This window comes from Nitrosomonas sp. Is24 (assembly GCF_033063335.1).
In the GTDB taxonomy this organism is placed as follows: domain Bacteria; phylum Pseudomonadota; class Gammaproteobacteria; order Burkholderiales; family Nitrosomonadaceae; genus Nitrosomonas.
The window spans coordinates 1,639,139-1,665,262 of sequence record NZ_JAWJZG010000001.1 but is presented as its reverse complement, the minus strand read 5'-3'; the positions used below and the strand labels follow the sequence as shown (position 1 = coordinate 1,665,262).

31 protein-coding genes are annotated in these 26,124 nt (G+C 49.6%); 22 read left to right on the top strand and 9 right to left on the bottom strand.

What is annotated here, in order from left to right; genetic code table 11:
• Nucleotide 1 precedes the first annotated feature (1 nt).
• Nucleotides 2–625 (bottom strand): MIP/aquaporin family protein, encoded by a 624-nt coding sequence (locus R2103_RS07535; protein WP_317530856.1) that lies wholly within the window; start codon nucleotides 623–625, stop codon nucleotides 2–4.
• Between the two features lie 170 nt (nucleotides 626–795).
• Between R2103_RS07535 and R2103_RS07530 the strand changes: the two genes are divergently transcribed.
• Genes R2103_RS07530 through R2103_RS07515 form a run of 4 tightly spaced genes read left to right on the top strand, consistent with a single transcriptional unit; the run spans nucleotide 796 to nucleotide 2,909 of the window.
• Complete coding sequence (locus R2103_RS07530) at nucleotides 796–1,341, top strand: hypoxanthine-guanine phosphoribosyltransferase (protein WP_317530855.1); 546 nt, start codon at nucleotides 796–798, stop codon at nucleotides 1,339–1,341.
• A gap of 11 nt (nucleotides 1,342–1,352) precedes the next feature.
• On the top strand, nucleotides 1,353–2,099 hold the full coding sequence (locus R2103_RS07525) for an S-methyl-5'-thioinosine phosphorylase (RefSeq protein ID WP_317530854.1): 747 nt from the start codon (nucleotides 1,353–1,355) through the stop codon (nucleotides 2,097–2,099).
• Nucleotides 2,089–2,622, top strand: coding sequence for a peptide deformylase (gene def / locus R2103_RS07520; RefSeq protein ID WP_317530853.1), 534 nt, complete (start codon nucleotides 2,089–2,091; stop codon nucleotides 2,620–2,622). The genes R2103_RS07525 and def overlap by 11 nt, the downstream gene beginning before the upstream one ends.
• Nucleotides 2,623–2,663: 41 nt before the next feature.
• Entirely contained in the window at nucleotides 2,664–2,909 is a 246-nt protein-coding gene (locus R2103_RS07515; RefSeq protein WP_317530852.1) for a hypothetical protein, read from the top strand.
• 195 nt (nucleotides 2,910–3,104) lie between these two features.
• Here R2103_RS07515 and R2103_RS07510 read toward each other — a convergent pair whose 3' ends face one another.
• A complete protein-coding gene (locus R2103_RS07510; protein WP_317530851.1) occupies nucleotides 3,105–4,037 on the bottom strand; it encodes a LysR family transcriptional regulator in 933 nt (310 codons plus the stop codon).
• Between the two features lie 130 nt (nucleotides 4,038–4,167).
• On the opposite strand from R2103_RS07510, the gene R2103_RS07505 reads away from it, so the two are divergent.
• The 5 genes from R2103_RS07505 (at nucleotide 4,168) to sdhA (ending at nucleotide 8,115) form a co-directional block, all read left to right on the top strand.
• Nucleotides 4,168–5,034 carry a pirin family protein gene (locus tag R2103_RS07505; RefSeq protein ID WP_317530850.1) on the top strand — a complete coding sequence of 289 codons (867 nt, stop codon included), beginning with the start codon at nucleotides 4,168–4,170 and terminating at the stop codon, nucleotides 5,032–5,034.
• A 29-nt stretch (nucleotides 5,035–5,063) separates the two neighbouring features.
• Nucleotides 5,064–5,441, top strand: coding sequence for a DoxX family protein (locus R2103_RS07500; RefSeq protein ID WP_317530849.1), 378 nt, complete (start codon nucleotides 5,064–5,066; stop codon nucleotides 5,439–5,441).
• Nucleotides 5,442–5,613: 172 nt separating this feature from the next.
• Nucleotides 5,614–6,003, top strand: a complete 390-nt coding sequence (gene sdhC, locus R2103_RS07495; RefSeq protein ID WP_317530848.1) for a succinate dehydrogenase, cytochrome b556 subunit — start codon at nucleotides 5,614–5,616, stop codon at nucleotides 6,001–6,003.
• The gene (gene sdhD / locus R2103_RS07490) at nucleotides 5,997–6,350 is read left to right on the top strand and encodes a succinate dehydrogenase, hydrophobic membrane anchor protein (protein ID WP_317530847.1); all 354 of its coding nucleotides are present in this window, start codon (nucleotides 5,997–5,999) and stop codon (nucleotides 6,348–6,350) included. The genes sdhC and sdhD overlap by 7 nt, the downstream gene beginning before the upstream one ends.
• Nucleotide 6,351: 1 nt before the next feature.
• Nucleotides 6,352–8,115, top strand: coding sequence for a succinate dehydrogenase flavoprotein subunit (gene sdhA, locus R2103_RS07485; protein WP_317530846.1), 1,764 nt, complete (start codon nucleotides 6,352–6,354; stop codon nucleotides 8,113–8,115).
• An 18-nt stretch (nucleotides 8,116–8,133) separates the two neighbouring features.
• Here the strand turns inward: sdhA and R2103_RS07480 are convergent, their stop codons facing one another.
• On the bottom strand, nucleotides 8,134–8,967 hold the full coding sequence (locus R2103_RS07480; protein ID WP_317530845.1) for a thermonuclease family protein: 834 nt from the start codon (nucleotides 8,965–8,967) through the stop codon (nucleotides 8,134–8,136).
• 318 nt (nucleotides 8,968–9,285) lie between these two features.
• Between R2103_RS07480 and R2103_RS07475 the strand changes: the two genes are divergently transcribed.
• The 11 genes from R2103_RS07475 (at nucleotide 9,286) to R2103_RS07425 (ending at nucleotide 17,181) form a co-directional block, all read left to right on the top strand.
• Complete coding sequence (locus tag R2103_RS07475) at nucleotides 9,286–10,098, top strand: ABC transporter ATP-binding protein (protein WP_317530844.1); 813 nt, start codon at nucleotides 9,286–9,288, stop codon at nucleotides 10,096–10,098.
• Nucleotides 10,091–10,888, top strand: coding sequence for a lipid asymmetry maintenance ABC transporter permease subunit MlaE (gene mlaE, locus R2103_RS07470; protein WP_317530843.1), 798 nt, complete (start codon nucleotides 10,091–10,093; stop codon nucleotides 10,886–10,888). Before R2103_RS07475 ends, mlaE begins: the two co-directional genes overlap by 8 nt.
• Nucleotides 10,888–11,355, top strand: a complete 468-nt coding sequence (gene mlaD, locus R2103_RS07465; protein ID WP_292667626.1) for an outer membrane lipid asymmetry maintenance protein MlaD — start codon at nucleotides 10,888–10,890, stop codon at nucleotides 11,353–11,355. Before mlaE ends, mlaD begins: the two co-directional genes overlap by 1 nt.
• A gap of 98 nt (nucleotides 11,356–11,453) precedes the next feature.
• A complete protein-coding gene (locus R2103_RS07460; RefSeq protein ID WP_317530842.1) occupies nucleotides 11,454–12,053 on the top strand; it encodes an ABC transporter substrate-binding protein in 600 nt (199 codons plus the stop codon).
• A gap of 17 nt (nucleotides 12,054–12,070) precedes the next feature.
• On the top strand, nucleotides 12,071–12,400 hold the full coding sequence (locus R2103_RS07455; RefSeq protein WP_317530841.1) for a lipid asymmetry maintenance protein MlaB: 330 nt from the start codon (nucleotides 12,071–12,073) through the stop codon (nucleotides 12,398–12,400).
• Nucleotides 12,401–12,461: 61 nt separating this feature from the next.
• The gene (locus R2103_RS07450; protein WP_317530840.1) at nucleotides 12,462–13,379 is read left to right on the top strand and encodes an ABC transporter ATP-binding protein; all 918 of its coding nucleotides are present in this window, start codon (nucleotides 12,462–12,464) and stop codon (nucleotides 13,377–13,379) included.
• Complete coding sequence (locus tag R2103_RS07445; RefSeq protein ID WP_317530839.1) at nucleotides 13,376–14,131, top strand: ABC transporter permease; 756 nt, start codon at nucleotides 13,376–13,378, stop codon at nucleotides 14,129–14,131. The genes R2103_RS07450 and R2103_RS07445 overlap by 4 nt, the downstream gene beginning before the upstream one ends.
• Nucleotides 14,132–14,183: 52 nt before the next feature.
• Nucleotides 14,184–14,426: a BolA family protein gene (locus R2103_RS07440; RefSeq protein WP_317530838.1), complete on the top strand. Its 243-nt coding sequence runs from the start codon at nucleotides 14,184–14,186 to the stop codon at nucleotides 14,424–14,426.
• Between the two features lie 107 nt (nucleotides 14,427–14,533).
• Nucleotides 14,534–15,322, top strand: a complete 789-nt coding sequence (gene djlA, locus R2103_RS07435) for a co-chaperone DjlA (RefSeq protein WP_317530837.1) — start codon at nucleotides 14,534–14,536, stop codon at nucleotides 15,320–15,322.
• A 92-nt stretch (nucleotides 15,323–15,414) separates the two neighbouring features.
• The gene (locus R2103_RS07430; RefSeq protein ID WP_317530836.1) at nucleotides 15,415–16,539 is read left to right on the top strand and encodes a Fic family protein; all 1,125 of its coding nucleotides are present in this window, start codon (nucleotides 15,415–15,417) and stop codon (nucleotides 16,537–16,539) included.
• On the top strand, nucleotides 16,540–17,181 hold the full coding sequence (locus tag R2103_RS07425; protein WP_317530835.1) for a glutathione S-transferase: 642 nt from the start codon (nucleotides 16,540–16,542) through the stop codon (nucleotides 17,179–17,181).
• Nucleotides 17,182–17,251: 70 nt separating this feature from the next.
• Here R2103_RS07425 and R2103_RS07420 read toward each other — a convergent pair whose 3' ends face one another.
• The 3 genes from R2103_RS07420 to R2103_RS07410 form a co-directional block, all read right to left on the bottom strand.
• Nucleotides 17,252–17,449, bottom strand: coding sequence for a hypothetical protein (locus R2103_RS07420; RefSeq protein ID WP_317530834.1), 198 nt, complete (start codon nucleotides 17,447–17,449; stop codon nucleotides 17,252–17,254).
• A 298-nt stretch (nucleotides 17,450–17,747) separates the two neighbouring features.
• Nucleotides 17,748–18,092: a DUF3024 domain-containing protein gene (locus R2103_RS07415; RefSeq protein ID WP_317530833.1), complete on the bottom strand. Its 345-nt coding sequence runs from the start codon at nucleotides 18,090–18,092 to the stop codon at nucleotides 17,748–17,750.
• Nucleotides 18,093–18,137: 45 nt separating this feature from the next.
• Nucleotides 18,138–18,893, bottom strand: coding sequence for a trypsin-like peptidase domain-containing protein (locus R2103_RS07410; protein WP_317530832.1), 756 nt, complete (start codon nucleotides 18,891–18,893; stop codon nucleotides 18,138–18,140).
• A gap of 410 nt (nucleotides 18,894–19,303) precedes the next feature.
• Between R2103_RS07410 and hrpA the strand changes: the two genes are divergently transcribed.
• The gene (hrpA, locus tag R2103_RS07405; protein ID WP_317530831.1) at nucleotides 19,304–23,071 is read left to right on the top strand and encodes an ATP-dependent RNA helicase HrpA; all 3,768 of its coding nucleotides are present in this window, start codon (nucleotides 19,304–19,306) and stop codon (nucleotides 23,069–23,071) included.
• Between the two features lie 102 nt (nucleotides 23,072–23,173).
• Here the strand turns inward: hrpA and R2103_RS07400 are convergent, their stop codons facing one another.
• The 3 genes from R2103_RS07400 to R2103_RS07390 all read right to left on the bottom strand — a co-directional run bounded on the left by R2103_RS07400 (nucleotide 23,174) and on the right by R2103_RS07390 (nucleotide 25,570).
• A complete protein-coding gene (locus R2103_RS07400; protein WP_317530830.1) occupies nucleotides 23,174–23,569 on the bottom strand; it encodes a hypothetical protein in 396 nt (131 codons plus the stop codon).
• A 380-nt stretch (nucleotides 23,570–23,949) separates the two neighbouring features.
• On the bottom strand, nucleotides 23,950–24,552 hold the full coding sequence (locus tag R2103_RS07395) for a PEP-CTERM sorting domain-containing protein (protein ID WP_317530829.1): 603 nt from the start codon (nucleotides 24,550–24,552) through the stop codon (nucleotides 23,950–23,952).
• A 307-nt stretch (nucleotides 24,553–24,859) separates the two neighbouring features.
• A complete protein-coding gene (locus R2103_RS07390) occupies nucleotides 24,860–25,570 on the bottom strand; it encodes a glutathione S-transferase family protein (protein WP_317530828.1) in 711 nt (236 codons plus the stop codon).
• Nucleotides 25,571–25,701: 131 nt separating this feature from the next.
• Between R2103_RS07390 and R2103_RS07385 the strand changes: the two genes are divergently transcribed.
• A complete protein-coding gene (locus R2103_RS07385) occupies nucleotides 25,702–26,049 on the top strand; it encodes a helix-turn-helix domain-containing protein (protein ID WP_317530827.1) in 348 nt (115 codons plus the stop codon).
• The last annotated feature ends 75 nt before the right edge of the window (nucleotides 26,050–26,124 follow it).

The window sequence follows — 26,124 nt, the reverse complement described above, 5'->3', positions numbered from 1 at the left end:
TTTATTGATCATCGCGGTTGAGTATATTAAAGACAATCGCTGCCAATGCGCCACCGGCAAAGTCAGCAGAAATATGAATCCAGATATTGTTCCAATCCATTAAACCCATCAATGGTGCGGCAATGGCGACAGCCGGGTTAAACGCGCCACCGGAAATTCCGCCCACGGAGAATGCGCCCGCCATGACCACAAAGCCAATGGCTAAGCCGTAAAAGGAATTGCCGCTGGTGCCTTTTGCCGTGGCAACATTAAGCACGACGTACGCCAATGCAAACGTGAATAAAAATTCGGCAATCAGCGATTTGGTCACATCGATGGTTCCGGCGGCAGTGCCTGAGCCCACCAGGAATTGCGCAGTCAACGCGCCTGCGACTGCACCCAAAATTTGCGCGGTGAGGTACACCGGCACGTCAGCCATGGTGCATTTTCCGCGTATGAGCACCGCCAAAGTGACAGCAGGATTATAATGCGCGCCGGAAATATATCCACCGGCGTAAACCATAACCATTAACACGGAACCGATGGCGAGAGGCGCAATGACACCGGCGCTGCCCGGTATTACCGTTAAGCCTATGGTGAGCAACAAAAAGAAAGTGCCAATGCATTCAACGATAAATTTATTCATGGTGAGTTACTCCTTTCAATGAAGTACTTTCATTTAATCATAAAAAAATTTTGCGTGTAAGAATTTTTACCTGCATGGATTGAAGTGGAAGTATTTGATGCTTTCAGCACAGCGCTATAATATCTCATTAAAAAACGAGATATTATTCAAACCAAGGCCCAAAATCTTTCATGCAAACTTACCAGCAACTGGAACAAATTCTTAACACGGCGGAATTAATTCATTCCGAACAAACCGTCACGCTAACGGTGCAGCGCATGGCAGCGGACATCACGCGCGTGTTGTCGCATCAGCAACCGCTGGTTTTGTGCATGCTGGGCGGAGCGGTGATATTTACCGGACAACTGCTGCCGCAACTGCGGTTTCCACTGGACTTTGATTATGTGCATCTGACGCGTTACGGCAAAGAGATGCAGGGTGGAGAAATTTACTGGCGGGTGGAGCCCAGGGAAAGTGTCAAGGATCGCGTCATTCTGGTGCTGGACGATATTCTCGATGAAGGCATTACACTGGCCGCTATCCGCGCCAAGGTGCTGGAGAATGGCGCGAAAGCATTTTACAGCGCAGTGTTTGCCGAGAAAGAAACAGGCAAAACCAAACCGATCAAAGCCGATTTTACCGGATTGACGGTGCCGGACCGGTATGTGTTCGGTTTTGGTATGGATATCCGCGGCGCATGGCGGAATCTGCCAGCGATTTATGCAGTGAAAAACTGAAAGGGGAAGCTATGCTTGCAATAATTGGTGGCAGCGGATTGACGCAATTATCCTGCCTCGAAATTTCTCACCGGCAAATCATACGTACCCCGTATGGCGAGCCTTCCGGGCCGCTGACATTCGGTAAGCTGCATGGCGAGGATATCGTTTTTCTGGCACGGCATGGCCACGGTCACACGATACCGCCGCATGCGATCAATTACCGGGCGAATTTATGGGCGCTGCATTCCCTGAAACCGGCGCACGTGATTTCCGTGGCGTCGGTGGGCGGTATCCGTGCCGATCTGACGCCGGGCAAGCTGGTGGTGCCCAATCAGATTATCGATTATACCTATGGACGCAATTTCACTTTTTTTGAAGGGAAGGATCAACCGGTGACACATATTGATTTTACTCAGCCGTACAATCAGCAAACACGCGCATTGCTGCTGCGAGCGGCTAGCGATGCTTATGAAGCCATATTCGACGGCGGCGTCTATGCCGCAACGCAAGGGCCTCGGCTTGAAACTGCCGCGGAAATCAACCGGCTGGAACGCGACGGCGCGGATATCGTCGGCATGACCGGCATGCCGGAAACAGCACTGGCCAGGGAGTTGGGTCTAAGTTACGCCACGCTCGCTGTGGTCGCCAACCAAGCTGCCGGACGGGGCGCCAATGCCGACAGTATTCCGCTTAAAGAGATTTATGCCGTGCTGGAACAAGCGATGGTGCGTGTCAGAAACATTCTGGAACATGTGGTGAACTGCCATGGCCATTAGATCCGTACTGAAAATGGGCGATCCGGTATTGCTGCAAGTCGCCAAACCTGTCGAACGATTCGATACCGCCGAGCTGCATGAATTAATTCAGGATATGCAAGACACCATGTCTTACCTCAACGGTGCAGGGCTGGCCGCGCCGCAGATTGGCGTGAGTTTGCAGCTGGTGATTTTCGGTTTTGATCAGAATCCGCGCTATCCGCGTGCCGAAGAAGTGCCCTTCACCGTGCTGATTAATCCGAAACTGAAGCCCCTGTCCGGCGATATGGAAGACGATTGGGAAGGCTGCCTCAGCGTACCGGGCATGCGTGGCATGGTGCCGCGCTACTCGCATCTGCGTTATCACGGCGTGGACCAATACGGTAAAGCGATTGACCGCAGCGTCAGCGGTTTCCACGCACGCGTAGTGCAGCATGAATGCGATCATCTGCAAGGAATTCTCTACCCCATGCGCATCAACGATTTCCGGCAATTCGGATTTACCGATGTACTGTTTCCGGGGCAGGGCATTGTGGATGATTAGAACTTCATTGCTCCCATGTAAATCCTGCCGGATATTGAAAAATGACCGGCACTCCCTGCGTCACTGGTGACTTACTGCACCAGTTTGGGGAAGGATGCGGTAGCACTTGCCGTACATCAATGAAAGCCTTCCACATAAAAAGAATCAGCTTGTTTTTGTTCGCTTCACTCATCGTTTACGCCACTTTTTTTACGGAGAAAGCCAGACTGGATAGAGAAGTAAAGCGGCTTTGTGCGATTGATGGTGGAATCAGGGTGTATGAAAAAGTGACGTTGCCAGCAGTTTGAATCTGAACTCACATTCTTTGAAAAACAATGGAAATGATTCTTTAGGGATAACATCGGTATTCTGAGTAGAAACAGTTTGAGTTGATTTCGGCTTTTTGTTTGCTGACTTGTTCAGCCAAAACGGCTCCTTTGGCTCAAGACAATTAAGGGAAGGAAGTGCGAATCAATGAAATTCTCTCCTTTTCGATTGATTTCTTAAAACTGATTATTATCATCTCTCAAGCACCTATCCCAATAAGGCATTCCCTCGAACCGCTTAACCAGAAAATCGACGAATGCCCTGACCCGTTGCGAGAGATGGCGGGTTTGCGGATAAATGGCGTATGCGGCAAGTTGTGAGTAGTGATATTCAGTCAATAGCGGCACCAATGCGCCGCGCTCGATTTCCCGGTATACGATAAAGGACGGCATTAGCACGATGCCCAGTCCGCCGACGGCGGCATCGCGAAGAAATTCGCCATTGCTGGCTTTCAGGTAAGGCGTGATGCGGGTTTTGGTTAATTGCCCTGTGGCATCGAATATGTTCCAGTTGTCGATGTTGCTGATCAGGTTATACACCAGGCAGCGGTGTTTAATGAGCGCTTCCGGCGATTCCGGTTCGCCCATGCGTTCGAGGTAAGCCGGGCTTGCGCACATGACGGCTTGAATGGGAGCCAGGCGGCGCGCGATCAGGCTTGAATCGGGCAAGCTGGCGATGCGGATGGCAAGGTCAAAACCATCGGCCAGTAAGTCCACATGGCGGTCGTTGAAATCCAGGTCGAATTCGATTTCCGGATGGGTTTGCAAGAACTCGTTAATGGCGGGTCCCAGGTGCATCAAACCAAAGCTCAGTGGCACCGCTACTTTCAAGCTGCCTTTTAATGCACCATGAAATTGCGAGGTGGCGTGCTCGGCTTCGAGGATGTCGGCCAGAATGCGTACCGATTGCTGATAAAAAGCACGTCCGCTATCGGTTAGATTCATTTGCCGGGTGGTGCGGTGAAACAATTCCACGCCGAGGTGTTCTTCCAGTTCCTTCAAGCGGCGGCTAACCACCGATTTCGCTACATCCATGCTATCGGCAGCGGCGCTGATGCCGCCCGCTTCGACGACGCGCACGAAAGCATTCATATTCTCATATCGATCCATCAGAGTGTCTCATTGTTGTTTATAACAGAACAATCATTTCTCATTATGGTTGTTTATTCTTATTATGACAACGATGATAATGCTCCCTGTCAGCCGATCACAACGATGAATCACAATAAAGGAGAAAGTCATGGATACAGTAGTGAATTCTGTACGAATAATCCCGGCAGTGGCCGTGCCGGAAGGAGCTGGAGTGACCGTATACCGCACGATTGGATCCCCGGTGCTGCGCGATTACGATCCGTTTTTGCTGTTGGATCACATCAGTAGCGATAAACCGGAAGATTATAAGGCGGGTTTTCCATCCCATCCGCACCGCGGATTTACCACATTTACCTATATGGTCGACGGTCATATGGAGCATCAGGACAACATGGGCAATAGCGGTGATTTGGGTCCCGGTTCCGCGCAATGGATGAAAGCCGCCAGCGGCATTATTCATTCGGAAATGCCAAAACAGAAGAATGGCTTAATGCGTGGATTCCAACTGTGGATCAACTTGCCCGCGGCGCATAAGATGGATCATCCGGAATATCAGGAATATCCTGCGGAAGCTTTTCCTGTGGTGAAAACGCAAGATTATACGGTGAAAGTTTTAATCGGCCGCTTTGCCGGTACGAATGCGCCGATTACGGATGAGCTGACCGGAGTGTCTTATTATGACGTGCGAGCGCAACCCGGCAAGCATTTTCAACACCGCCTGCCAGCGGGGAACAATAGCTTTCTCTATGTCTTTGAAGGCGATGGACAGTTGGGTGAGCAACGCGTGCCGTTGCATTCATGGGCGTCACTGGGTGGGGATGATGGTTCATTTGACTTCGCTGCCGGGAAAAAGGGCGCGCGCCTGCTGGTTGTCAGCGGCAGGCCGATTGGTGAACCGGTGGCGCGGTATGGTCCGTTTGTCATGAATACCCGGGAACAAATCGATCAGGCGATGCAAGATTTTCAGTCCAACAATTTTGTGCGTGATCGTGCATGGATCAAGCGCAATAAATAAAATCATTAATCAATGTTAAGGAGACTCAAATGGAAAAAATCGGTCAATTCGTAGCGCGGGTATTTTTGGCGCAAATATTTCTGCTATCCGGTATTTTTAAAATTACCGGATACGAGGGAACGCAAGGTTATATGGAGGCGATGGGTGTGCCGGGCATGCTGCTGCCGCTGGTGATAGCGCTTGAAATAGGTGGCGGTCTGGCGATTGTGGCGGGATTGCAGACCCGATGGGTATCGATTGCGCTGGCTGCATTTACGTTGGCGGCCGCGGCAATTTTTCACAGCAATTTATCGGATCAAATGCAGATGATCATGTTCCTGAAGAATATTGCGATAACCGGCGGATTCATACTGCTGGCCGTGCATGGTGCGGGTGGTTATAGCCTGGATGGACGGCGCGCGCAGTAAGCAGCTATCGATCATCCTTCTTACGTGGAAACCCGGCTGCTGGCGGCCGGGTTTTGCGTATTCGATCAAGTTATGGCTTGTATCGGGCAGCGTAACAGAATACACTTGGTTGCAATTTTTAGCGTTTTAGCCGGGTTCGGGCGATAGCATTTTCTACTGTAGAATTTCTCGCATGGAAGCAAAATTACATCATAAACGCCCCAAACATCTGAATCTGCTCAAGATCAAGCAACCGCTACCGGCGGTGGTTTCCATTCTGCATCGAATCAGCGGTGCCTTGCTGTTTTTTCCCGGTATTCCCTTGCTGCTATATGGTTTGCAAATGCTATTGCAATCGCCGCAAAGCTTTGAAGTTGTACAGGACTATCTGCGCAATCCGGTGATTAAACTTACGCTGTTGCTTCCCTTGTGGTTTTTTCTGCATCATCTGTGCGCCGGTATCCGCCATGTCTTGCTGGATCTGCAAATCGGTATTCAATTGGCACATGCGCGTACCAGCAGCAAGCTGGTGCTGGCGGCCGGATTTTTGTTGACGGCACTGATCGGGTGGCAGCTATGGTGAGGCCATCGAGACTGGCCGTGACGGGCGCGCACTATGGCCTGAAGGATTGGCTGGCGCAACGTGTGACAGCCGTGCTGATGGTGATTTATCTCATCGCGCTGACGGCGGTTTTGCTGGTTGCCGCGCCGCAGGATTATGCCGCTTGGAAAGCGGTATTCAGCCATGAAGGGTTGCGCATCGCCACCTTGGTATTTTTCATTTGTCTGTTCTGGCATGCCTGGGTCGGCATGCGCAATATCCTGATGGACTACGTGCATGCCACGGCGATCCGCCTGACCGTGCAAATTGCCGTCATCACTGCTTTGCTGTTTTATCTGATCTGGGCTACGGAAATATTGTGGAGTTGATGTGGCAATAACCAAAAGAAAATTTGATGTGGTCATCGTGGGTGCGGGCGGTGCCGGAATGCGCGCGGCATTGCAGTTATCCGAAGCCGGATTGAAAGTGGCGGTGCTGTCCAAGGTTTTTCCCACCCGTTCGCATACCGTTTCGGCGCAAGGCGGGATTGCCGCGGCACTGGGAAATGTAACGGAAGACCATTGGCATTGGCACATGTACGATACCGTCAAAGGCTCCGATTACCTGGGCGATCAGGATGCCATCGAATTCATGTGCCGCCAGGCCAATGAAGTCGTGTATGAGCTGGAACATTTCGGCATGCCGTTCGACCGGCTGGAAAACGGCAAAATTTATCAACGCCCGTTCGGCGGACAATCGCAGAATTTCGGCGGTGCGCAGGCAACGCGTTCCTGTGCGGCGGCGGATCGTACCGGCCATGCGTTGTTGCACACGCTCTATCAACGCAATGTCAGCGCCAATACGCAGTTTTTTGTCGAATGGATGGCGCTGGATCTGATTCGCGACGAACAAGGCGACGTGCTCGGCGTCACTGCGCTGGAAATGGAAACCGGTGAAGTTTCGATCCTGCAAGCCCGGGCCACTTTGTTTGCCACCGGCGGTGGCGGGCGGATTTTTCAAGCCAGCACCAACGCCTTGATCAATACCGGCGATGGTTTAGGGATGGCGGCACGAGCTGGTATTCCGCTGGAGGATATGGAATTCTGGCAATTCCACCCGACTGGTGTTTACGGCGTGGGTGTTTTGATCAGCGAGGCCGTGCGCGGGGAGGGTGGTTATTTACTGAACAAGGAAGGCGAACGTTTCATGGAACGCTATGCTCCCCATGCCAAGGATCTGGCCAGCCGCGACGTGGTATCGCGCGCCATGACGACGGAAATGAAGGATGGGCGCGGTTGTGGCGAAGAAAGCGATCATTTGCTGTTGAAATTGGATCATCTGGGCGCGGAAGTCATTAAAACCCGCTTGCCTGGCATCCGTGAACTGGCGATGAAATTTGCGCATGTCGATCCGATCAACGAACCGATTCCGGTGGTACCGACCGCGCACTACATGATGGGCGGCATACCGACTAATTATTTCGGCCAAGTGGTAGCGCCGTATAAAACCGGCCCGGAAGAGGTCGTGTCGGGATTTTACGCCGTTGGCGAGTGTGCTTGTGTATCGGTGCACGGCGCCAATCGCCTAGGCACCAATTCGCTGCTTGACCTGGTCGTATTTGGCCGTGCCGCAGCCAATCAGATTATTGAAGACTTGAAAATTCATCCGCACCACAAACCCTTGCCGGAGAATGCAGCGGATAGGACTTTGAATCGTCTGACGCGCTTGGAGAATCAGAAAGACGGCGAGAATGTCGCGCAAGTGCATGCCGCGCTTGCAAAGACAATGCAAACCTACTGCGGCGTCTTCCGTTTTGAAGACATGCTGCAAAAGGGCGTGGAAAAAATTCTGGAAGTCGGTCAGCGCGTGGGGCAAACGGAAATTAAGGATAAAAGTGCAGTGTTTAATACGGCGCGAATCGAAGCGCTGGAATTGGATAATCTGAAAGAAGTCGCGATCGCCACCATGATTTCCGCCGAAGCCCGGCGCGAAAGCCGCGGCGCGCATGCTCGTGACGATTTTCCCGGACGCGATGACGTCAAATGGTTAAAACATACGTTGTTTTTCAGCGAAGATAACCGATTGGACTACAAACCGGTGCGGCTAAAGCCGATTACAGTCGATTCTTTTCCGCCGAAAGCCAGAACTTATTGAGTTTAAACGCACACAGTATTACCGCGCGATCAGCGCACTCGGATGCTGAATCAGCATGGTGTAATGATCTTTGTTGCGTGTCACCCAGCCGCGAACTTCCAGCGGTTTCCCCACGTAAGTTGCAAGCTCGGGAAATAACTTAAGATTACTGTTGGCGACACGGATGTCGACTTTGTCGTTAAAGAGCAAACGGGTAAATTTCCGGCTTTTTCTGATCGCTACCGGGGTCCCGGTAAACCGCTGCCAGCCTTTGGTGTGATTGGCGATTTCAGTGATGGGGCGGGATTGGTATTCCGGCATGGACCATATGCCGAGCTTTTGTTTCTCGGCGAATTGTTGCGCCTGGATCAGTTTATCGCTATAGCGGCCGTTAGGCGGGATGATGCTGATCGCGGCCAGACCGCTTTCCAGTAAAGCCAGATTCACATGTTTGCCATTCGGCAAAAATACATGCGCCAGCAGACGCTTGTACTTATCCCGCTTCACTTGATCAAATTCCAGATAAACCTGATTGTCCCGCAGCTGATTTTGCAGCCATTTTTTTGCGGCTACTCCACCCGGTTCTTCGTTGCGATGACGGCTTTCGATTTCCGGTGTGTTGACTCCCAATAGGCGAACTTGTTTTCTGCCTTCCAGGATGATCGTGTCGCCATCGTACACCCGGGTAACTTGATACAGTTGGCGGCTGGGCTGGCCGGTGATTTTGACCGGTTGGGCATTGGCCGAAGGGGTGTCGGAATAAGTGACCCGTCCTTGTGCATCGACACTACGGTAAATCCCGCTAGCCGGTGCTGCGGTTGCAGCGAGACTGAGAAGCAGAAAAAGCAGGCGGATCGATTTGCTGCGGAACATGGGTTATTTAGGCTGAATACGATTTAAGTATCGGGATCATCAGGTAAAAACTGTGTTGTGTTTGCTCTATCTCAGCAGCAGGGATTTTGTACTTCATGCGATCCACTAACGGATAGAATTTCAAAAAGCATAAAAAATCGCCTGGCGAAATCTAATATAGCGCAATATTCTTGAGGAAAGTGGATTAAAATTGCCCTTTATAAAATTGAGTGAAAATTTAACCGATGCATTCTGGATTATTTCAGCGCCAACAGTAGATTCAATCATCGCAATAACGACCATTTCCGGATTTTCCCTTTGCTTATTTAACTGTGCAGCATGACATCTGAAAATTTAATTGAAATCAGCGAGTTGAATTTTTCCTACGATACGCGCGCGATTCTGAAAGGCATCGACATGACGATGCAACGCGGAAAAGTGATCGCCATCATGGGCGGCAGCGGATCGGGAAAAACCACGCTACTCCGCTTGATTGGCGGCACAATTCAACCGACTTCGGGCTATGTGAAGTTTGCCGGAGAAGTCGTGCACGAATTGGATCGCGATGCCTTGTTCAAACTGCGCCGCAAGATGGGCATGTTGTTCCAGTTTGGTGCGCTGTTTACCGACTTGTCGGTGTTTGACAATGTCGCGTTTCAGATGCGCGAGCATACCAATTTACCGGAATCGATGATTCGAGACCTGGTGCTGATGAAACTGCACGCTGTGGGTTTGCGCGGCGCGCAACATTTGATGCCGAATGAATTGTCCGGCGGTATGGCGCGCCGCGTCGCGTTGGCGCGTTCGATCGCATTGGATCCGATGCTAATTATGTACGATGAACCGTTCACCGGACTGGATCCGATTTCACTGAGCGTAATCGGCAATCTGATCCGCCGTTTGACGGATGCGCTTGGTATGACTTCGATTGTGGTTACCCATGATGTGCAGGAATCGCTAAAAATTGTTGATTATGTTTACTTTATCGCGGATGGTGTGATCGCCGCCGAAGGTACACCGAAAGAAGTGCGCGAATCCGTTGCGCCGTTTGTGCATCAGTTTGTGCATGGTGAGGAGGATGGGCCGGTGCCGTTCCATTATCCGGCGCAATCCTACCGCAAGGATTTGAATCTGGAGAATGCTCTTGCCTAGACGTATCGTATCCGGTATTCAACATATCGGCCATCGCGTGATTGAAGGTGTGTGGCGGTTGGGCGTCGCCAGCCGTTTTTTCATCCTGGTGCTGTTAAAATCCGGCACCAGCTTGCGCCGTTTCAATCTCGTCATACGGGAACTGTATTTCACCGGCGTTTTGTCACTGATCATCATTGTCGTGTCAGGACTCTTTGTCGGCATGGTGCTCGGGTTGCAAGGCTATGAAACGTTACAAAAATACGGCTCGGAATCGGCAGTCGGCACGTTGGTGGCATTGTCGCTGGTGCGTGAATTGGGTCCGGTCGTGGCTGCATTATTGTTTGCCAGCCGCGCAGGTTCCGCGATTACCGCCGAAATCGGTTTAATGAAAGCGACCGAGCAACTGGCGGCGATGGGCATGATGGCGGTTGATCCGATTGCGCGTGTGGTGGCGCCGCGCTTCTGGTCCGGCGTGATTTCGATGCCGTTTCTGGCAGCCATTTTTTCCGTCATGGGTGTTTTTGGCGGCTATCTCGTGACCGTGGTCTTCATTGGCGTGGATGAAGGTTCTTATTGGTCGCAAATGCAAAGCGCGGTGGATTTCCGCTTTGATATCATGAACGGTTTTATTAAGAGTTGTTATTTTGGCGTGGCAGTAACGGCCATCGCGGTTTTTGAAGGTTACGATGCACCGCCGACGGCGGAAGGCGTTTCGGGCGCGACAACGCGTACCGTGGTTACGTCGTCATTGGTGATTTTGGGATTGGATTTTATTTTGACCGCTTTCATGTTTAGAGGAGTGAGTTAATGCAGCGGACAACGATGGATTTGTGGGTGGGATTGTTTGTGGTCATGGGCGTCATCGCGCTCATGATCCTGAGTCTTAAAGTGGGCAATCTCAATGTGTATAATCCTTCTCAAAGCTATGTCATTAGTGGAAATTTTGAAAATATCGGCGGCCTGAAAGTACGTGCGCCGGTGAAGAGCGCGGGCGTAGTGGTCGGGCGCGTCACGGATATTCAATTCAGCACGCAAACGTACGATGCGGTGGTTACCATGAGCATGGACAGCCGGTTTCTATTTCCTAAGGATACCTTTGCCAGTATTTTGACGTCGGGTTTGCTGGGTGAGCAGTACATTGGATTGGCTGCAGGCGGGGACGAGGCCATGTTGAAAGATGGCGATAAAATCATGAAAACCAATTCAGCCATGGTACTGGAAGAATTGATCGGACGTTTTTTATTCAATAAAGCGACCGAAGACGATTCTTTGTGATCTGAATGGATATTTGTTAATTCTGCGGTTGTTGGTTTAGTATTGTAACTATGACTAAAAATTTTGGTGAGGGCATGATGAAGAGATTTCTTGGAATAATGATATTAACACTTTCGAGTTTACTGGCGTTCCCGGCATGGTCGGTTGAACTGGCGCCTGACCGGCTGGTCGACAAAACGGTCAAGGAAGTGATGGAAATTATTCAGAAAGACGAGGAATTAAAAAATGGCAATAAAGAAAAAATGCTCGATCTGATCGAGACCAAAATACTGCCGCACTTCAATTTTACCCGTATGACCCAGCTCGCGATGGGACAACACTGGTCAACAGCAGCGCCGGAACAACAACAAAAACTGGTGAATGAATTCCGCACATTGTTAGTGCGTACCTATTCCAATGCCTTGAACAGTCATAGCAATGAAACGATTAAAGTCAATCCGGTCAAGCAATTGGGCGATCAAACGGAAACAACAGTCCGGACTGTAGTCATTCAAGGGAATGGAAAAGAACCATTGCCGATTGACTATAGCATGGAGAAAAAGCCGGATGGATGGAAAGTCTATGATGTGACAGTCGCCGGTGTCAGTCTGGTAACCAATTACCGCGGAAGTTTTAACAGCCAGGTGCGTAAAGGCGGTGTCGAGGGATTGCTGAAAGTCTTAACGGATAAAAACAAATCCCTGGAAGGTAAAAAGTAATAACGGCGGGAAATCAATTGAACTCTTCGATTCCGATAATTTCTCGTGAGGGCAACACCGTGATCGTGCAGGGTGCTGTCACGATCGATCATGCGGTGATGCTGACGAAAAGCGGTATTGCGTTGTTCGATGATCAACCGCTGACGATTGATCTCAATCAAGTGACCGAAGTGGACTCAACGATCGTCAGTGTATTGCTGGAATGGCAACGCGCGACACGTAAAAACAGCCATGCACTGCAATTTATCAATATGCCCGAGAGTCTTAAAAGCCTGATTCAATTATATGGAGTTGCGGAGTTAATTCCGCTCGCGGCCAATCCAATTCCCGTGCAAAACGCTTCCTGACCGGATGCTGTTTTGCCATTCCTGAAGTTCCGAATTGCTCTCCTTCTGATTTCTTCATCCGATGCAATCTGCTATTGAAGTTAAGCACGTCTCCAAACGCTTCGGCAATGTGTGCGCACTGTCCGGTATCGATCTTGAGATTCGCGCGGGAGAGTTTTTTGCGCTGCTGGGTCCGAATGGCGCCGGTAAAACCACGCTGATCAGCATCATCGCCGGTTTGACACTGGCCGATAGCGGCTCGGTCAGCGTGATGGGACATAATGTCATCACACAATACCGGCAAGCGCGGCAGAGTTTAGGCGTAGTGCCGCAAGAATTGGTTTTTGATCCTTTCTTCACCGTGCGCGAGGTGTTGCTGATTCAATCCGGTTATTACGGTATTAAACACAATGGCGACTGGGTGGATGAAATTATTGACCGCCTGGATTTGACCGGCAAAGCCAATGCCAACATGCGTGCGTTGTCGGGCGGCATGAAACGCCGTGTTCTGGTTGCGCAAGCGCTGGTGCATAAACCGCCGGTCATTATTCTCGATGAACCGACGGCCGGCGTGGACGTGGAATTGCGTCAATCATTGTGGGATTTTATCCGCCAGCTCAATCAGAATGGACACACCATTGTGCTGACGACACATTACCTGGATGAAGCGGAAACGCTGTGTAACCGGGTCGCGATGCTGAAAGAGGGAAAAATTGTCGCGCTGGATAGCACGCAGAATATGATCGGAAAGCTGCCTGCCGGAAAATCGGTACGGCTAAGATTGCTGCCCGATACTTTGCCTGCCGCACTGCACCCATTACAAATCAGTCATAGCGGCGGAATGGTTGAATTGCGGATCGACACCTACGCGCAAGTGGAATCGATACTGTCGGCTTTGCGATCCGCGCAAATCGAGATACTGGAAATGCACTTGCAGCAACCGGATCTGGAAGATGTGTTCGTCAGCATGATGAGAAACAGCGGGAATGAAGTGACATGACCGGATTTTTGACACTGCTCTACAAAGAATTGCTGCGTTTCTGGAAAGTCGGTTTTCAGACGATTGTCGCGCCGATGGTTTCCACATTGCTATATTTACTGATTTTCTTTCATGTACTGGAAGCACACGTCGAAGCTTATCCCGGTGTCGCGTACACCGCTTTTCTGATTCCCGGACTGGTGATGATGGCGGTCATTCAGAATGCCTTCGCCAATGCATCGTCCAGCATGATTCAATCCAAAATCAGCGGCAATATCGTATTTATCCTGCTCTCGCCATTGTCGTACCACGCCATATTCTTTGCGTACATTATCGCTTCCATCGTGCGCGGGTTGTTGGTCGGACTTGGGGTTTATTGGGTCACGCTGTTTTTCTTCGATATTCCACTCGCGCAACCGGTCTGGTCGATCCTTTTTGTCGTGCTCGGCAGCGCGATACTGAGTGCGTTGGGGTTGATAGCAGGTATCTGGGCGGACAAATTCGATCAATTGGCGGCTTTCCAGAATTTCATCATTTTGCCGCTGACTTTCTTATCCGGCGTGTTTTATACCATTCATTCGCTACCGGCCGGATGGCAGTATTTTTCTCATCTGAACCCGTTTTTTTACATGATCGATGGATTCCGCTACGGCTTCTTCGGCGTATCGGATATTTCGCCTTATATTAGTCTCTCGATTGTGGCAATATGCTTGGTGGCCATATCCATGCTGACGATTCGCATGCTCAAAACCGGATATAAATTGCGGCACTAAAAATAACGATTGTTTGATTTTGCATGTTTATCATGCGTGAAGGAGAATATAAATGCTAACTGCAGAAAATGTAAAAACCTTTATTGAATCGGCACTGCCTTGTCAGCACGTGCAAGTGGAAGGCGACGACGGACGCCATTTCCATGCGCTGATTGTCAGCGCGGAATTTAGCGGTAAAAATATAGTTCAGCAGCATCAGCTGGTCTACAAATCGCTGGGCGAAAAAATGAAACAGGATATTCACGCGTTGTCGATGAAAACGCTAACGCCTGAGCAATGGACGAATAAATCCTGATCGCTCTAAGAAATTAGACTTTGACTGGGCATTCAAGATTTCAAGTCATTTTATCAACCGGCAATTTACTATGATTGCCTTTTGTTATCGAATTATCTGGAATTTCATTGTTTAGATTACTAGGCGCTTTAGCGGGTTTTTTCCTTCTTGGTTTCTGGGGCATTTTCCTGGGTTATTTCATTGGGAGCTTTATCGACCGGTTCAGAGCCTTTGGCCCGGGCGGAATGAATCCATTCAACGCCGCGCGGCGTCAGTCGGTTTTCCTGGAGACTGTTTTCATTCTGATGGGCAAGCTGGCCAAAGCGGACGGCCGGGTATCCGAAACGGAAATATCGCATGTCGAGCAATTCATGCAGAAACTGCGCATGACGCGCGATCACCGCCTGAAAGCCATTACGCTGTTCAAGCAAGGTGCTTCATCCGATTACGATATTCAACCGCAGCTCGATGAATTCCTGAAAACATGCGGTTATTCTCCCAACTTACGGCAAATGCTGCTGGTTTATCTCATCATCATGGGATTATCCGATGGGCATCTGAATTCCGCCGAAGAAGAACTGTTGCGAGCCATTGCCGGACGTTTGGGCTACCACCAAGCCGCTTTCGATCAGCTGCTCGGCATGATCATCAATCAAGCGCACTTTGCCGGAGGGCAAAGCACCTCGGCCAATGCGCTGGAAGATGCGTATAAGGCATTGGGTGTCAGCAAAGACAGCACGGATCAGGAAATCAAGCACGCTTACCGCAAATTGATGAGTCAATACCACCCAGATAAACTGATGGGGCAAGGCGTGCCGGAGGAAATGATCGCCGTCGCGACCGAGCAAGCCAAGGAAGTACAGACGGCTTACGATTTAATCAAAAAGAGCCGGGATTTGAAGCGTTCAGCAGTTTAATTCGACGCATAGTCCACTGGAAGGTAGATGCGTGTTGTGCAGTTGCCGGATGCGGAGAATATAGCGCATAATCTCCGCATGAGGTGCGTAGAATGAATCGTTATATTCATGAATTACCCGATTGGCCTGGTTTCAGCTGGGATCATGCAAAATTGTCTGGGCTGCTGGCCTCTGTACGCCACCGGCAGGGGCGGTTAATTGGCCGGATGGAAGCTATGGGATTTCCTTTAACAGCGCAAGCCACGTTGCAAAACTTGACGCTCGATGTGTTGAAATCTTCCGAGATTGAAGGTGCAATCCTGAACCGTGATCAGGTTCGTTCCTCGATTGCCTTGCGGCTGGGATTGGATATTGGCGCGTTAGCGCCCGCCGACCGTCATGTTGACGGCATTGTCGATATGATGCTCGATGCCACGCAAAATTATGCACAGCCATTGAGCGTGGATCGCTTGTTTGGATGGCACGCGGCACTATTTCCCGCTGGTTTTAGCGGTATGCATAAAATCAGAACCGGGCAATGGCGTGATGATGCAAATGGGCCGATGCAGGTGGTATCCGGCGCGCTTGGGAAAGAGCGTGTACATTTTGAAGCACCTGCGGCCGAACGCCTCGAGCAGGAAATCAATCTTTTTCTGACATGGTTTAATGATAAAAATGATACCGATGCTGTCCTCAAGGCTGGTATTGCCCATTTGTGGTTTGTCACGCTTCATCCATTCGAGGATGGCAACGGACGCATGGCGCGTGCAATTGCCGATATGGCATTAGCGCAATCCGAACAAAGTCCGCAGCGCTTTTACAGCTTGTCGGCACAAATTCGGCAAGAGCGGAAAACTTATTACAATATGCTAGAAAAAACCCAAAAAAAAGATCTCGATATCACGCCTTGGCTGGGGTGGTTTCTAAATTGCCTTGATCGTGCGATCAGCAATACGGAAGAAACGCTGGGTGATGTGCTCTATAAAGCACGGTTTTTACAGACGCATAAGAATGTATCGCTTAATGATCGTCAGCGCATTATGCTGAATAAAGTGTTGGATGGGTTTGAAGGTAAGCTGACATCGTCAAAATGGGCGAAACTTACCAAATGCTCGCAGGACACGGCGCTACGAGATATTTTGGATCTGGTCGAGCGTGGCATTCTACTGAAAGATGCCGGTGGCGGGCGTAGCACCAGCTATTCGCTCAAAGATGTATCGAATGCTGGCGATCAATAAATGAAACCGCTATTGTTCACATTCCGCCGTTGTCCCTTTGCCATTCGTGCCCGGCTGGCGATCACAGTCAGCGGCGTTGAAGTCGATCAGCAGGAAGTTAGTCTGCGCGCCAAACCCAAAGAAATGCTGGAATGCTCACCCAAAGGCACCGTACCGGTTCTAAAATTCGCCGACGGCAGTGTGCTTGAACAAAGCCTGGATATCATGCGGTGGGCGCTGTCGATCCATGATCCCGAGCACTGGCTGGATGACGATCAGGCAGTTGCGGCTGAAATCGCAGCACTGATCAAGCAAAATGACGAAACGTTTAAACCAGCGCTCGACCTATATAAATACGCCGTGCGCTTTCCGGAACATTCCGAAGCTTATTACCGGGAGCAAGCCGAGCCGTTTCTAGTGGAACTGAATACACGTCTGAACAAAGATGGTTATCTTTTAGGCGGTCGCTACACATTAGCAGATATGGCCATCTTCCCTTTCATCCGGCAGTTTTCCAATGTCAATCCGGATTGGTTTTATGCCTCCCGCTATCATCATCTGATTGCGTGGCTGGACCGGTTGATCGGTTCTGAGTTATTTCAAAATGTCATGCAGAAAGAAGCTGAGTCACTTAAAGAAGACGTTCTGGAAAATAAAAACTAACTTTAAAGCTCATGAATAAAAAAAGACCAATATTAAAAAATAATATTGGTCGAATCTTAGTTGATATAACTCAACCCCAAGCTCTACGCGAATAGTATTTTTTATCTTTAAAAGCACTGCTAACCGCAGCTATTACCAGATACCCCGTAAAAAGCAGTATCCCGGTATTCATTCCTTCAAATACAACCAGACTGACTGAAGCTAAAACACATATCAAAGCCAAACTAAGGGCAACCGTTGTGTTATGACTGATATCATTCTTACTCATTTTTAGCACTCCAAAAAAATTAATAATAAAGCTTCTGAATTTATTCGGAGCCGAAACTTGGCTAAAAGTTCACAATATATTCACAAATTATTCACATAAACTTTACAAATTTCTATCAATTAATTTGATGAATTCTTTTGTGTAAGAAAAATAGTGTCAGAGCTAAAGTAAAACGCTCTTATGCTCCAGGAGAATCACTTCGTTTGCTGTTGGGTGCATTTGGTAGCATTCACCGATTTCTCACTGTGTCTGTATACACCTGTTTTGTAGGCTGCGATCTTATGGGTTCTACGGCACTTCAACCCCAGAATATTCCTGTGGTGTCACGTTCGACTTCGGTCAGCAGCTTTCCAATGTCTTTGTTTTCGGCATTGGGCTCGAAAAGATGCCATTTGCTATTACGGTCTGCGCAATATAAAAACCATGTATTTTTCTTCTCGTCTTTCTTGAACCGAGCGACTGGCATTTCGGTCCAGATTGAAGGGTCGTCATAGCGCGGATGGCACTCAAACAGTTTTACTTCACTTCCTCTAATTTTGTATTCGATTCGGATCTGATTTCGAACATGGGGTGGAACCTTACTCTGGCAATATTCGCCAAAGAGCTTTTCGATTCTTCCGCGTTCAAATTCGGATAGTGGCATTTAATGTGACTCGTGATGTTGTGTTGTATAACGTAGAGTTTGGTTTCACACTGTGTCCATGAGCTCTTTGATTGCTGATATTTTCCAAACAATGCCTAAGTCGGACTCGGCATTGATGCGACCACTATAGATACCAAGAAGGCGTTGAACAGGTTGTGTTGTCATCACACTGCCACCACTTGGTAGCGCGTAGGAGCCTCCTGCACGATAAGCAAGTACCGGAGAACCTGACTGTCCTTGCCGACTGCGGCAGTCAATGAGCTGGACAGGGAGACCGTCAAAGTCTATGTCTGGCTCTGACGCAATGAAACCAGTAGCCCAGACTGCGAATGCACCCCCAGCTGTAATACCGAATGGAAAGCCAATTACACTTACGGTTTCAGCAGGCCCGATTGACATTTCTACTCCGGGGTTGCCAGGGTCGTCGTATGGATAGAGCGCAACATCTTCGAGCGCGGATATCGGTAGAGCCACGAAATCCGCCTTTGCGCCAAGAACGGGGTGTTCCTTCCAGCGAGATTTGCCGTCCATGTCGTAGAGCGTTTCTGTGCGTGGAACCCATTGCCCGAGGGTGTTCTTCTTGTTATGTACGATCACAATGGAGTCGGGTATGCCGCCTGTCTTAGATAGAGGCTGATCAGTCTCTTGATTCCTGCCTGTGACGTTGTGTCGGTTCGTGAGCAAATAAGGTGTTCTTTTCGAACTTAAGGCCACAAACGCCGTGCCAGTTGACAAGGGCTGCCCTCGGAACTGCATTTGAATTAGCAGTGACTGGACGGAAGGAAACGCGATCATCGCCATCTTAAACCTAACGCAATATATAAGACATTTCGTCCAATAATCCTGCGGATGATGTCGTATAATTGTAGTTATGTTGGGTTATCATTATGTATTTTAATGTGAATTAATCAATTAGGCACTATAGTTTAAGCGCTGAAAAAACTGATATCGCATGGATTAAACACGATAATATTTTTCATGGCAAGCGACATTCAGTTGAGATGGATGTGATTGAGGTGAAGCGGTAATTATCTCACTTGGTCAATCAACATCATGTTTCGTATGTTTCCAGTTTTAAGGTATAAATTAAAACATCAAGTTTTGCGTATCAACATAAAAGACTTCCTGCTAAATTTACGTTATAAATTTATTGTCAGGCTTCCAGATCATTTATAAAAATTAATCACATTGATCTGATTCCCAATATTTCTATGAAAAAACTCTCCCCCGAAGTCATCACGAGACGTCTCGCCCATCTTCCGCGCCCAACCTATGCGGAAGATCTACCCGTCAACGTCCGCCGCGAAGAAATCAAACAAGCGATTGAAAGCCATCAAGTCGTGATCATTTGCGGGGAAACCGGTTCCGGTAAAACTACGCAAATCCCTAAAATCTGTCTGGAACTCAAACGCGGGGTGCATGGCTTGATCGGCCATACGCAGCCTCGCCGGATTGCGGCGCGGACGGTGGCGGGGCGGATTGCGGCGGAGTTGAACAGTCCTCTGGGGCAGGCGGTCGGTTACAAGGTGCGGTTCGCCGACAAGATTGGCGCGGATAGTTATATCAAACTGATGACGGATGGCATTTTGCTGGCCGAGACGCAAGGCGATCCGCTGTTGCAGGCTTACGATACGTTGATCATAGACGAGGCGCACGAGCGCAGTTTAAATATTGATTTTCTGCTCGGCTACCTCAAGCAATTGCTACCCAAGCGGCCGGATTTAAAAGTGATCGTGACGTCGGCAACCATTGATGCGCAGCGCTTTTCCCGGCATTTCAGTGCTGCGCCGGTGATCGAGGTCAGCGGGCGGTTGTATCCGGTGGAGATCCACTACCGTTCGCCGCTGGCCGATGAGGACGACGATAGCGATGGCGATGGCGATGTGCAGCGAGCCATCATTCATGCGACCGATGAGTTGATGGCGCTGGGTTCGGGCGATATTCTGGTGTTTTTACCGGGCGAGCGCGAGATTCGCGAAACCGCCGAAACCTTGCGCAAGCATTCGTTTCACCGTTTTCATTCGAGTATCGAAATCTTGCCGCTGTTTGCCCGTTTGTCGGTCGCCGAGCAGGAACGGGTATTTCAACCGGACGGCGCGCGCCGTATCGTGCTGGCGACTAACGTGGCGGAAACGTCGTTGACTGTGCCGGGGATTCATTATGTGATCGATACCGGCCTGGCGCGGATCAACCGCTACAGTTATCGCAACAAGGTCGAGCAATTGTTGGTGGAAAAAATCTCGCGCGCGTCGGCGAATCAGCGGGCGGGGCGCTGCGGCCGGGTGGCGGACGGCGTGTGTATCCGCTTGTATTCCGAACAGGATTTTCAGGGCAGGCCGGAGTTTACCGACCCGGAAATTTTGCGCTCTTCCCTGGCGGCGGTAATTTTGCGCATGAAGTCGCTGAAAATCGGCGATGTGGAAGATTTTCCGTTTCTGGAGCCGCCGTCGCCCCGGATGATCGCCGACGGTTATCAGCTGTTGGCGGAACTGGGCGCGGTCGACGACAACCGGCAGTTGACCGAAATCGGCTGGCGGCTGGCGAAATTTCCGATCGATCCGCGCATCGCCCGCATGATTTTGGCGGCGAAACAGGAAAACTGCCTGCACGAAATCCTGATCATCGCATCGGCATTGAGCGTGCAGGATCCGCGCGACCGGCCGTTTGAGCACCAGGCTGCTGCCGATCTGGCGCACCGGCGCTTTCAGGACGAACGCTCGGATTTTCTGATGTATTTGAAACTGTGGGATTTCTTTGACGATCTGCTGAAGCACAAAAAATCCGGCAAGAAGCTGATGACGCAATGCCGCGAGCATTTTCTGTCGTACCGGCGGTTGCGTGAATGGCGCGAGATTCATGGGCAATTGCACGTGCTGATGACCGAACTGGGTTTCAAACCGAATGAAATTCCGGCGGGGTACGACGAGATTCACCGCGCGCTGCTGCCCGGTTTGCTCGGTAACATCGGCTTTAAAGCCGAGAATGAAGGGGAATATCTCGGCGCGCGGGGCATCAAGTTTGCGATTTTTCCCGGTTCGGTGCTGAAAAAAGGCAAAGCCAAATGGGTGGTGGCGGCGGAATTGGTGGAAACCAGCAAACTCTACGCCCGATGCGCAGCCAGAATCGAGCCGCAGTGGCTGGAGCGGATCGCCGGAAATTTATGCAAACGGCATTATTTCGACCCGCATTGGGAAAAGAAACAGGCGCAGGTGATGGCTTATGAGCGCGTCACGTTGTACGGTTTGATCGTCGTTGCGAAACGGCCGGTTCATTATAGTTCGATCAATCCCAAGGAATCGCGCGAGATTTTTATCCGAGCGGCGCTGGTGGCAGGGGAGTATGTGACGCAAGCGCCATTCTTTGTTCACAACCAAGCGTTGATTCATGAGATCGAAGAGCTGGAGCATAAAGCGCGGCGGCAGGATGTGTTGGTGGATGAACACGCGATTTTTGCTTTTTACGATGCCATCGTTCCGCAAAACATCACCAATGGCGCAGGATTTGAGAAATGGCGCAAGCTGGCTGAACAGCAAGAACCACACTTATTGTATTTGCAGCGCGAGTTGTTGATGCGTCATCAAGCCGATCACATCACCGAAGTGCAATTTCCGGAAAATTTTCTGCTCGCGGATGGCAGTATTGTGCCGCTCACTTACCGCTTTGATCCCGGCCATGTGCTCGACGGTGTGACCGTTTCCGTGCCACTGCCGCTGTTGAATCGCTTGGATGCAAAGCAATTGGATTACCTGGTTCCCGGTCTGATCCGGGAAAAAATCACCTGGTATTTGAAAGCACTGCCGAAGCAAATCCGCCGCATTCTGGTGCCATTGCCGGATTCGGTGACCGGATTCCTGGATAGTCAAGCCCATACTTGGCAGCACGTTTCCTTGCAGGAAGCGTTAGAAAAATTCATTCAAAAGAAAACCACGCTAACGGTTCCGGCAGAAACCTGGCAAGCCCATGAGATACCGGCGCATTTGCTGATGAATATCCGGGTGCTGGATGATGCCGGGCAAGAATTGGCAATGAGCCGTAGTCTCGCCGATTTACAATCGCAATTGGGTAAGGCCGCGCAAATGACTTTTGTGAAACGCGATGCCGGAAGCGATGCCATCGGCATCGAACGCGATGCTATCACGCAATGGGATTTCGGCGATTTGCCTGTAGAAGTGCCATTTAAAAGAAATGGACAATCATTGACCGGTTATCCGGCGTTGACCGATCAAACGGAAAGCGCCGCGATCCGGCTATTCGATACGCAACAGGCGGCGGACAGCGCGATGCGTTCGGGCGTCAGAAGATTGCTGTGTTTGGCGCTCAAAGATCAGCTTAAACAGCTGGAAAAAAACCTCTCAGGATTAAAACAAGCAAGCATGCAATTGGCTACGCGGATCAATCCGGGCGAATTAAAGCAGGATATGCTCGATGCCATCATCGATCGCGCTTTACTCAATGACGATCCGCTACCGCGCACGGAAGCCGAATTTACCGCCCACTGTCAACGAGCAAAAGGCCGTCTGCCGGAGGTCACCACAGCGCTTACCCGGTTGCTGCAACAAATTGGCGGTGACTATCAGATCGTGCTCGGACGATTAGCATCGACGCGAAACGCCCGGATCAAATCCGAATTGGATGAACAGCTTGAAATGCTGATTTACCCCGGCTTTCTCAGTAAAACCGCGTGGCAGCGCTTGCAGCAATTTCCGCGTTATTTGAAAGGAATGGCGCTGCGCCTGGAGAAATTACCGGCTAATCCCGAGCGCGATGAGCGCAACAGCGCCGAAATCGCGCCATTCTGGAAGCAATGCTTGCAACAGCAGGAAAAGCACCGGAAAGCCGGATTGCAGGATCACCGGCTCGATGAATTCCGCTGGCAGATTGAGGAATTACGTATTTCGCTGTTTGCGCAGGAATTGAAAACGCCGTTTCCGGTGTCCGTTAAACGCTTGCAGAAGTTATGGGAAAGTGTGCAAGCATAATCTGCGAAAACAGGTGACGGGCAGCTCCGAAGCTACCGGAGGGAAAAAGTAGCACGGAACTGTTTTGATCATTGCCAGTAATTTTGATTACTTAGTTTATTTTTAGCGCACACGGCAGGAGCTTGTGCCTTCGATGACGATGAATCCATCAGCATCTTTGATTTGACCGGTTACTTTTCCACCTTGGATGAAAATAGGGCTGATCGCGACAGCACCCGCTGCGATATCACCCTTATCGCTATCGAAATCAAACTCAACTTCGTCGCCCGTACTCGATTTAAGATCAGCGACGGCTTTATTGTCACCCGATTTGACCACTGCCGAGTAACTGCCCGGTGTCAGGTTTCGTCCATCCACCGAAATCGAAGAGCGGTTTGATTTTTTCTCGCATTTGATGCGAATGCCCGCAGCGTTTGCATCAGCCGCAGCGAGTGACGTTGCAAAAAATATTGCAGTTGCACCTAATAGTGTTGAAATTTTTAACATTTTTGTTTTCATTGTTAATCTTCCTTAAGTAAGTTTCATGAAGTTTTGTTTCTCACTCATTGAGTCGAGTTTTTGTGTGTGATAATTTCCCACACGAGAAACATTATACGTGGGAAAATTTTCCGCGTAAATAGATTGTGGGAATTATTTCCACAAAATAGAACTAATTTTTTAAAGAATCGCTGGTCATTGCCCTGTCGAACAATTGGTAAATAGGGTGCCGTTGCGGGTTAGTTTTAACGTTTTTTGCGTGACAATGTCAGAGAAAATAACTTGGAAACTGACTGCTCATGCTGTTATTGAGGACTTTGAATGTTACGGAGCCTGAAATAAAAAACGGGAGCCGAGGCTCCCGTTTGAACTAATTGCTGCGAGTATTTTAGTTGCAATCATTAAACTGAATCATTTTTGCGGCGGCGTGACATAAAACCGATCATACCCAGTCCAGCCAGCAACATGGCATAGGTTTCGGGTTCGGGTACGGCTGAAACGCCTTCAACAGTAATGTTGTTTAATCCCCAGCCTTCATCGCCAAGACCTTGTGCGCCTCCGGCATAATCGAATGTCAGCACGTGGTTTCCGGCAGTGAAAGTGACTGGAATGGATACATTCAATAAGCCGCCATTGAAGAAGCCAAAATTGACCGCCGAGTAGGTTGCTCCATTCGGATTGGCGAATACGATATCCGTGCCACCGCCGCCGAGATTGAACGTACCTTGAAACAGCAGGTCGCTATCGTTATATAAGCTGAACGTATCGGTACAGCAATTTGAGCCATCCAAACTCAAGTAGCCTTGAATCTCGAAAGAAATATTGCCCGCACCACTGCCCGACACAAAGCTACGCGTAATACTGCTTGGACTGGAAAGAATGCCGGTCGGAGTCAAATCTTGATAGAGCACGGATGCCGCATGGGTTGATTGCAACGGTGCCAATCCGGTCAAAGTGATAGCTGCAACAGCAATGAAATGAGAAGGTGAAAGATTTTTCGTCATAATAGTCTCCATTTTTGTGTGTATAAGCAGCCAAATCTCTTTCCAATCAGTAGTAAGCTAGCCAGTTTCGAGACAAGTCATTAAAATTTTCGAATAACATTCGTAGCGTCGTTTCTTACTGTCAGATTGAACTTTGACTATTCAATCGAAATTGCACAGTGAAATCATATAATTCACTGATTTGCCAACTATAACCTACTGGTTCGGGGTGATTCCATAGTCTATCGCTCCTGTTTTACTACTGGATAATCTGCGTTTTGTACTAGTGCAATCAGTCAAATCTGCTCGCATTCAGCTGTTTTTTGTTTTATGGATGCTGTAGATCCGGATAAAAGCTGTGCGAAATCCGCTCGATATAGGCCACAAGATTTTCTTTGGTTAATGCATGCTCTTTAAGCGGAGATTCGATGGGACAACCGCTAATATTGATCAGTAGCCCAAAAGCCGATGCATCCAATGTTGTTGGCCGGCCGCCAAAGAAATACGGTTTGTGGCCGAGATATGCCGCCAATGCGTCAATATCCTGTTTGCCCAATGCGAAAATTTCTTCCGTTTGATGTCTCCCCGTGCCATGCCCATGAATCTGCTGCTGAATTTTTTTGCGAGTGTGACTTGCGGCAATATCCCGGACGATGGGCGGTAATGCGCCGAAGATGGCTTGCTTGTTCACTTGCCAATTTTCGTCGGTAAATTGCCAGCGGGAATACAGCGCAACCCAAAATAAATGCTCTTCCAGCAAGCGCTGCAAAGCGGTCGATATGGCTAATTCCTCTGGGGCTAATCCGCTATCCAGATCGTAATAAGTTGATTTCAGATATTCGATGATGAAACGCGAGTCGCCGAGCGTTTTGCCATTGTCGCTGATATAAGGCAATTTCCCTTTCGGCGCACGTAGCGGTAATGCGGGTTTGATTTCATACGCGATACCGGCCATGCGCAAGTAAGTTTCAATCTTGCAGCAAAAAGGGCTCAAATTCGGAATGCCCCAGGTTCGTTCAAATTGATGCAGTTTTAACATATTGATCATCCTCATAGTATTTGTTTATTACTTGCATGTTGCAAGTTACTCTACTCTATAAACTTGTTAATTGCAAGTGAGTGCAGTACATTATCGCTATTGATAGTTTTCGCGATGGAGTGCGGTGATTGATGCCGGATGATTTAAATAAAACAAGCTTTGAGCGATCATGCTGCCCGGTTGCTTGCGCGCTTGATATTCTGGGAGATAAATGGACGCTGCTGATTGTCCGGGATCTGCTGTCAGGGAAAAAGCGCTATCAAGAATTTCTTGCGTCGCCGGAACAAATCGCCACCAATATACTCGCTGACCGGTTAAAGAAATTGGATACTGCCGGAATTATTGTGCAGCATGCGTATCAGCAGAAGCCGGTGCGGTATGAGTACGCGTTAACACAAAAAGGGGAAGATCTGCGGCCGGTGCTAGAAGCTTTAGTCAAATGGGGGAAGGCGTATTATCCCGGGACTATGGTTTTTTAATCCCATTAACCGAATGCAGCCACGGTTGAGAATCGCGATACCGGAATTTAGGACATTACTGTTACTAAACTAGAC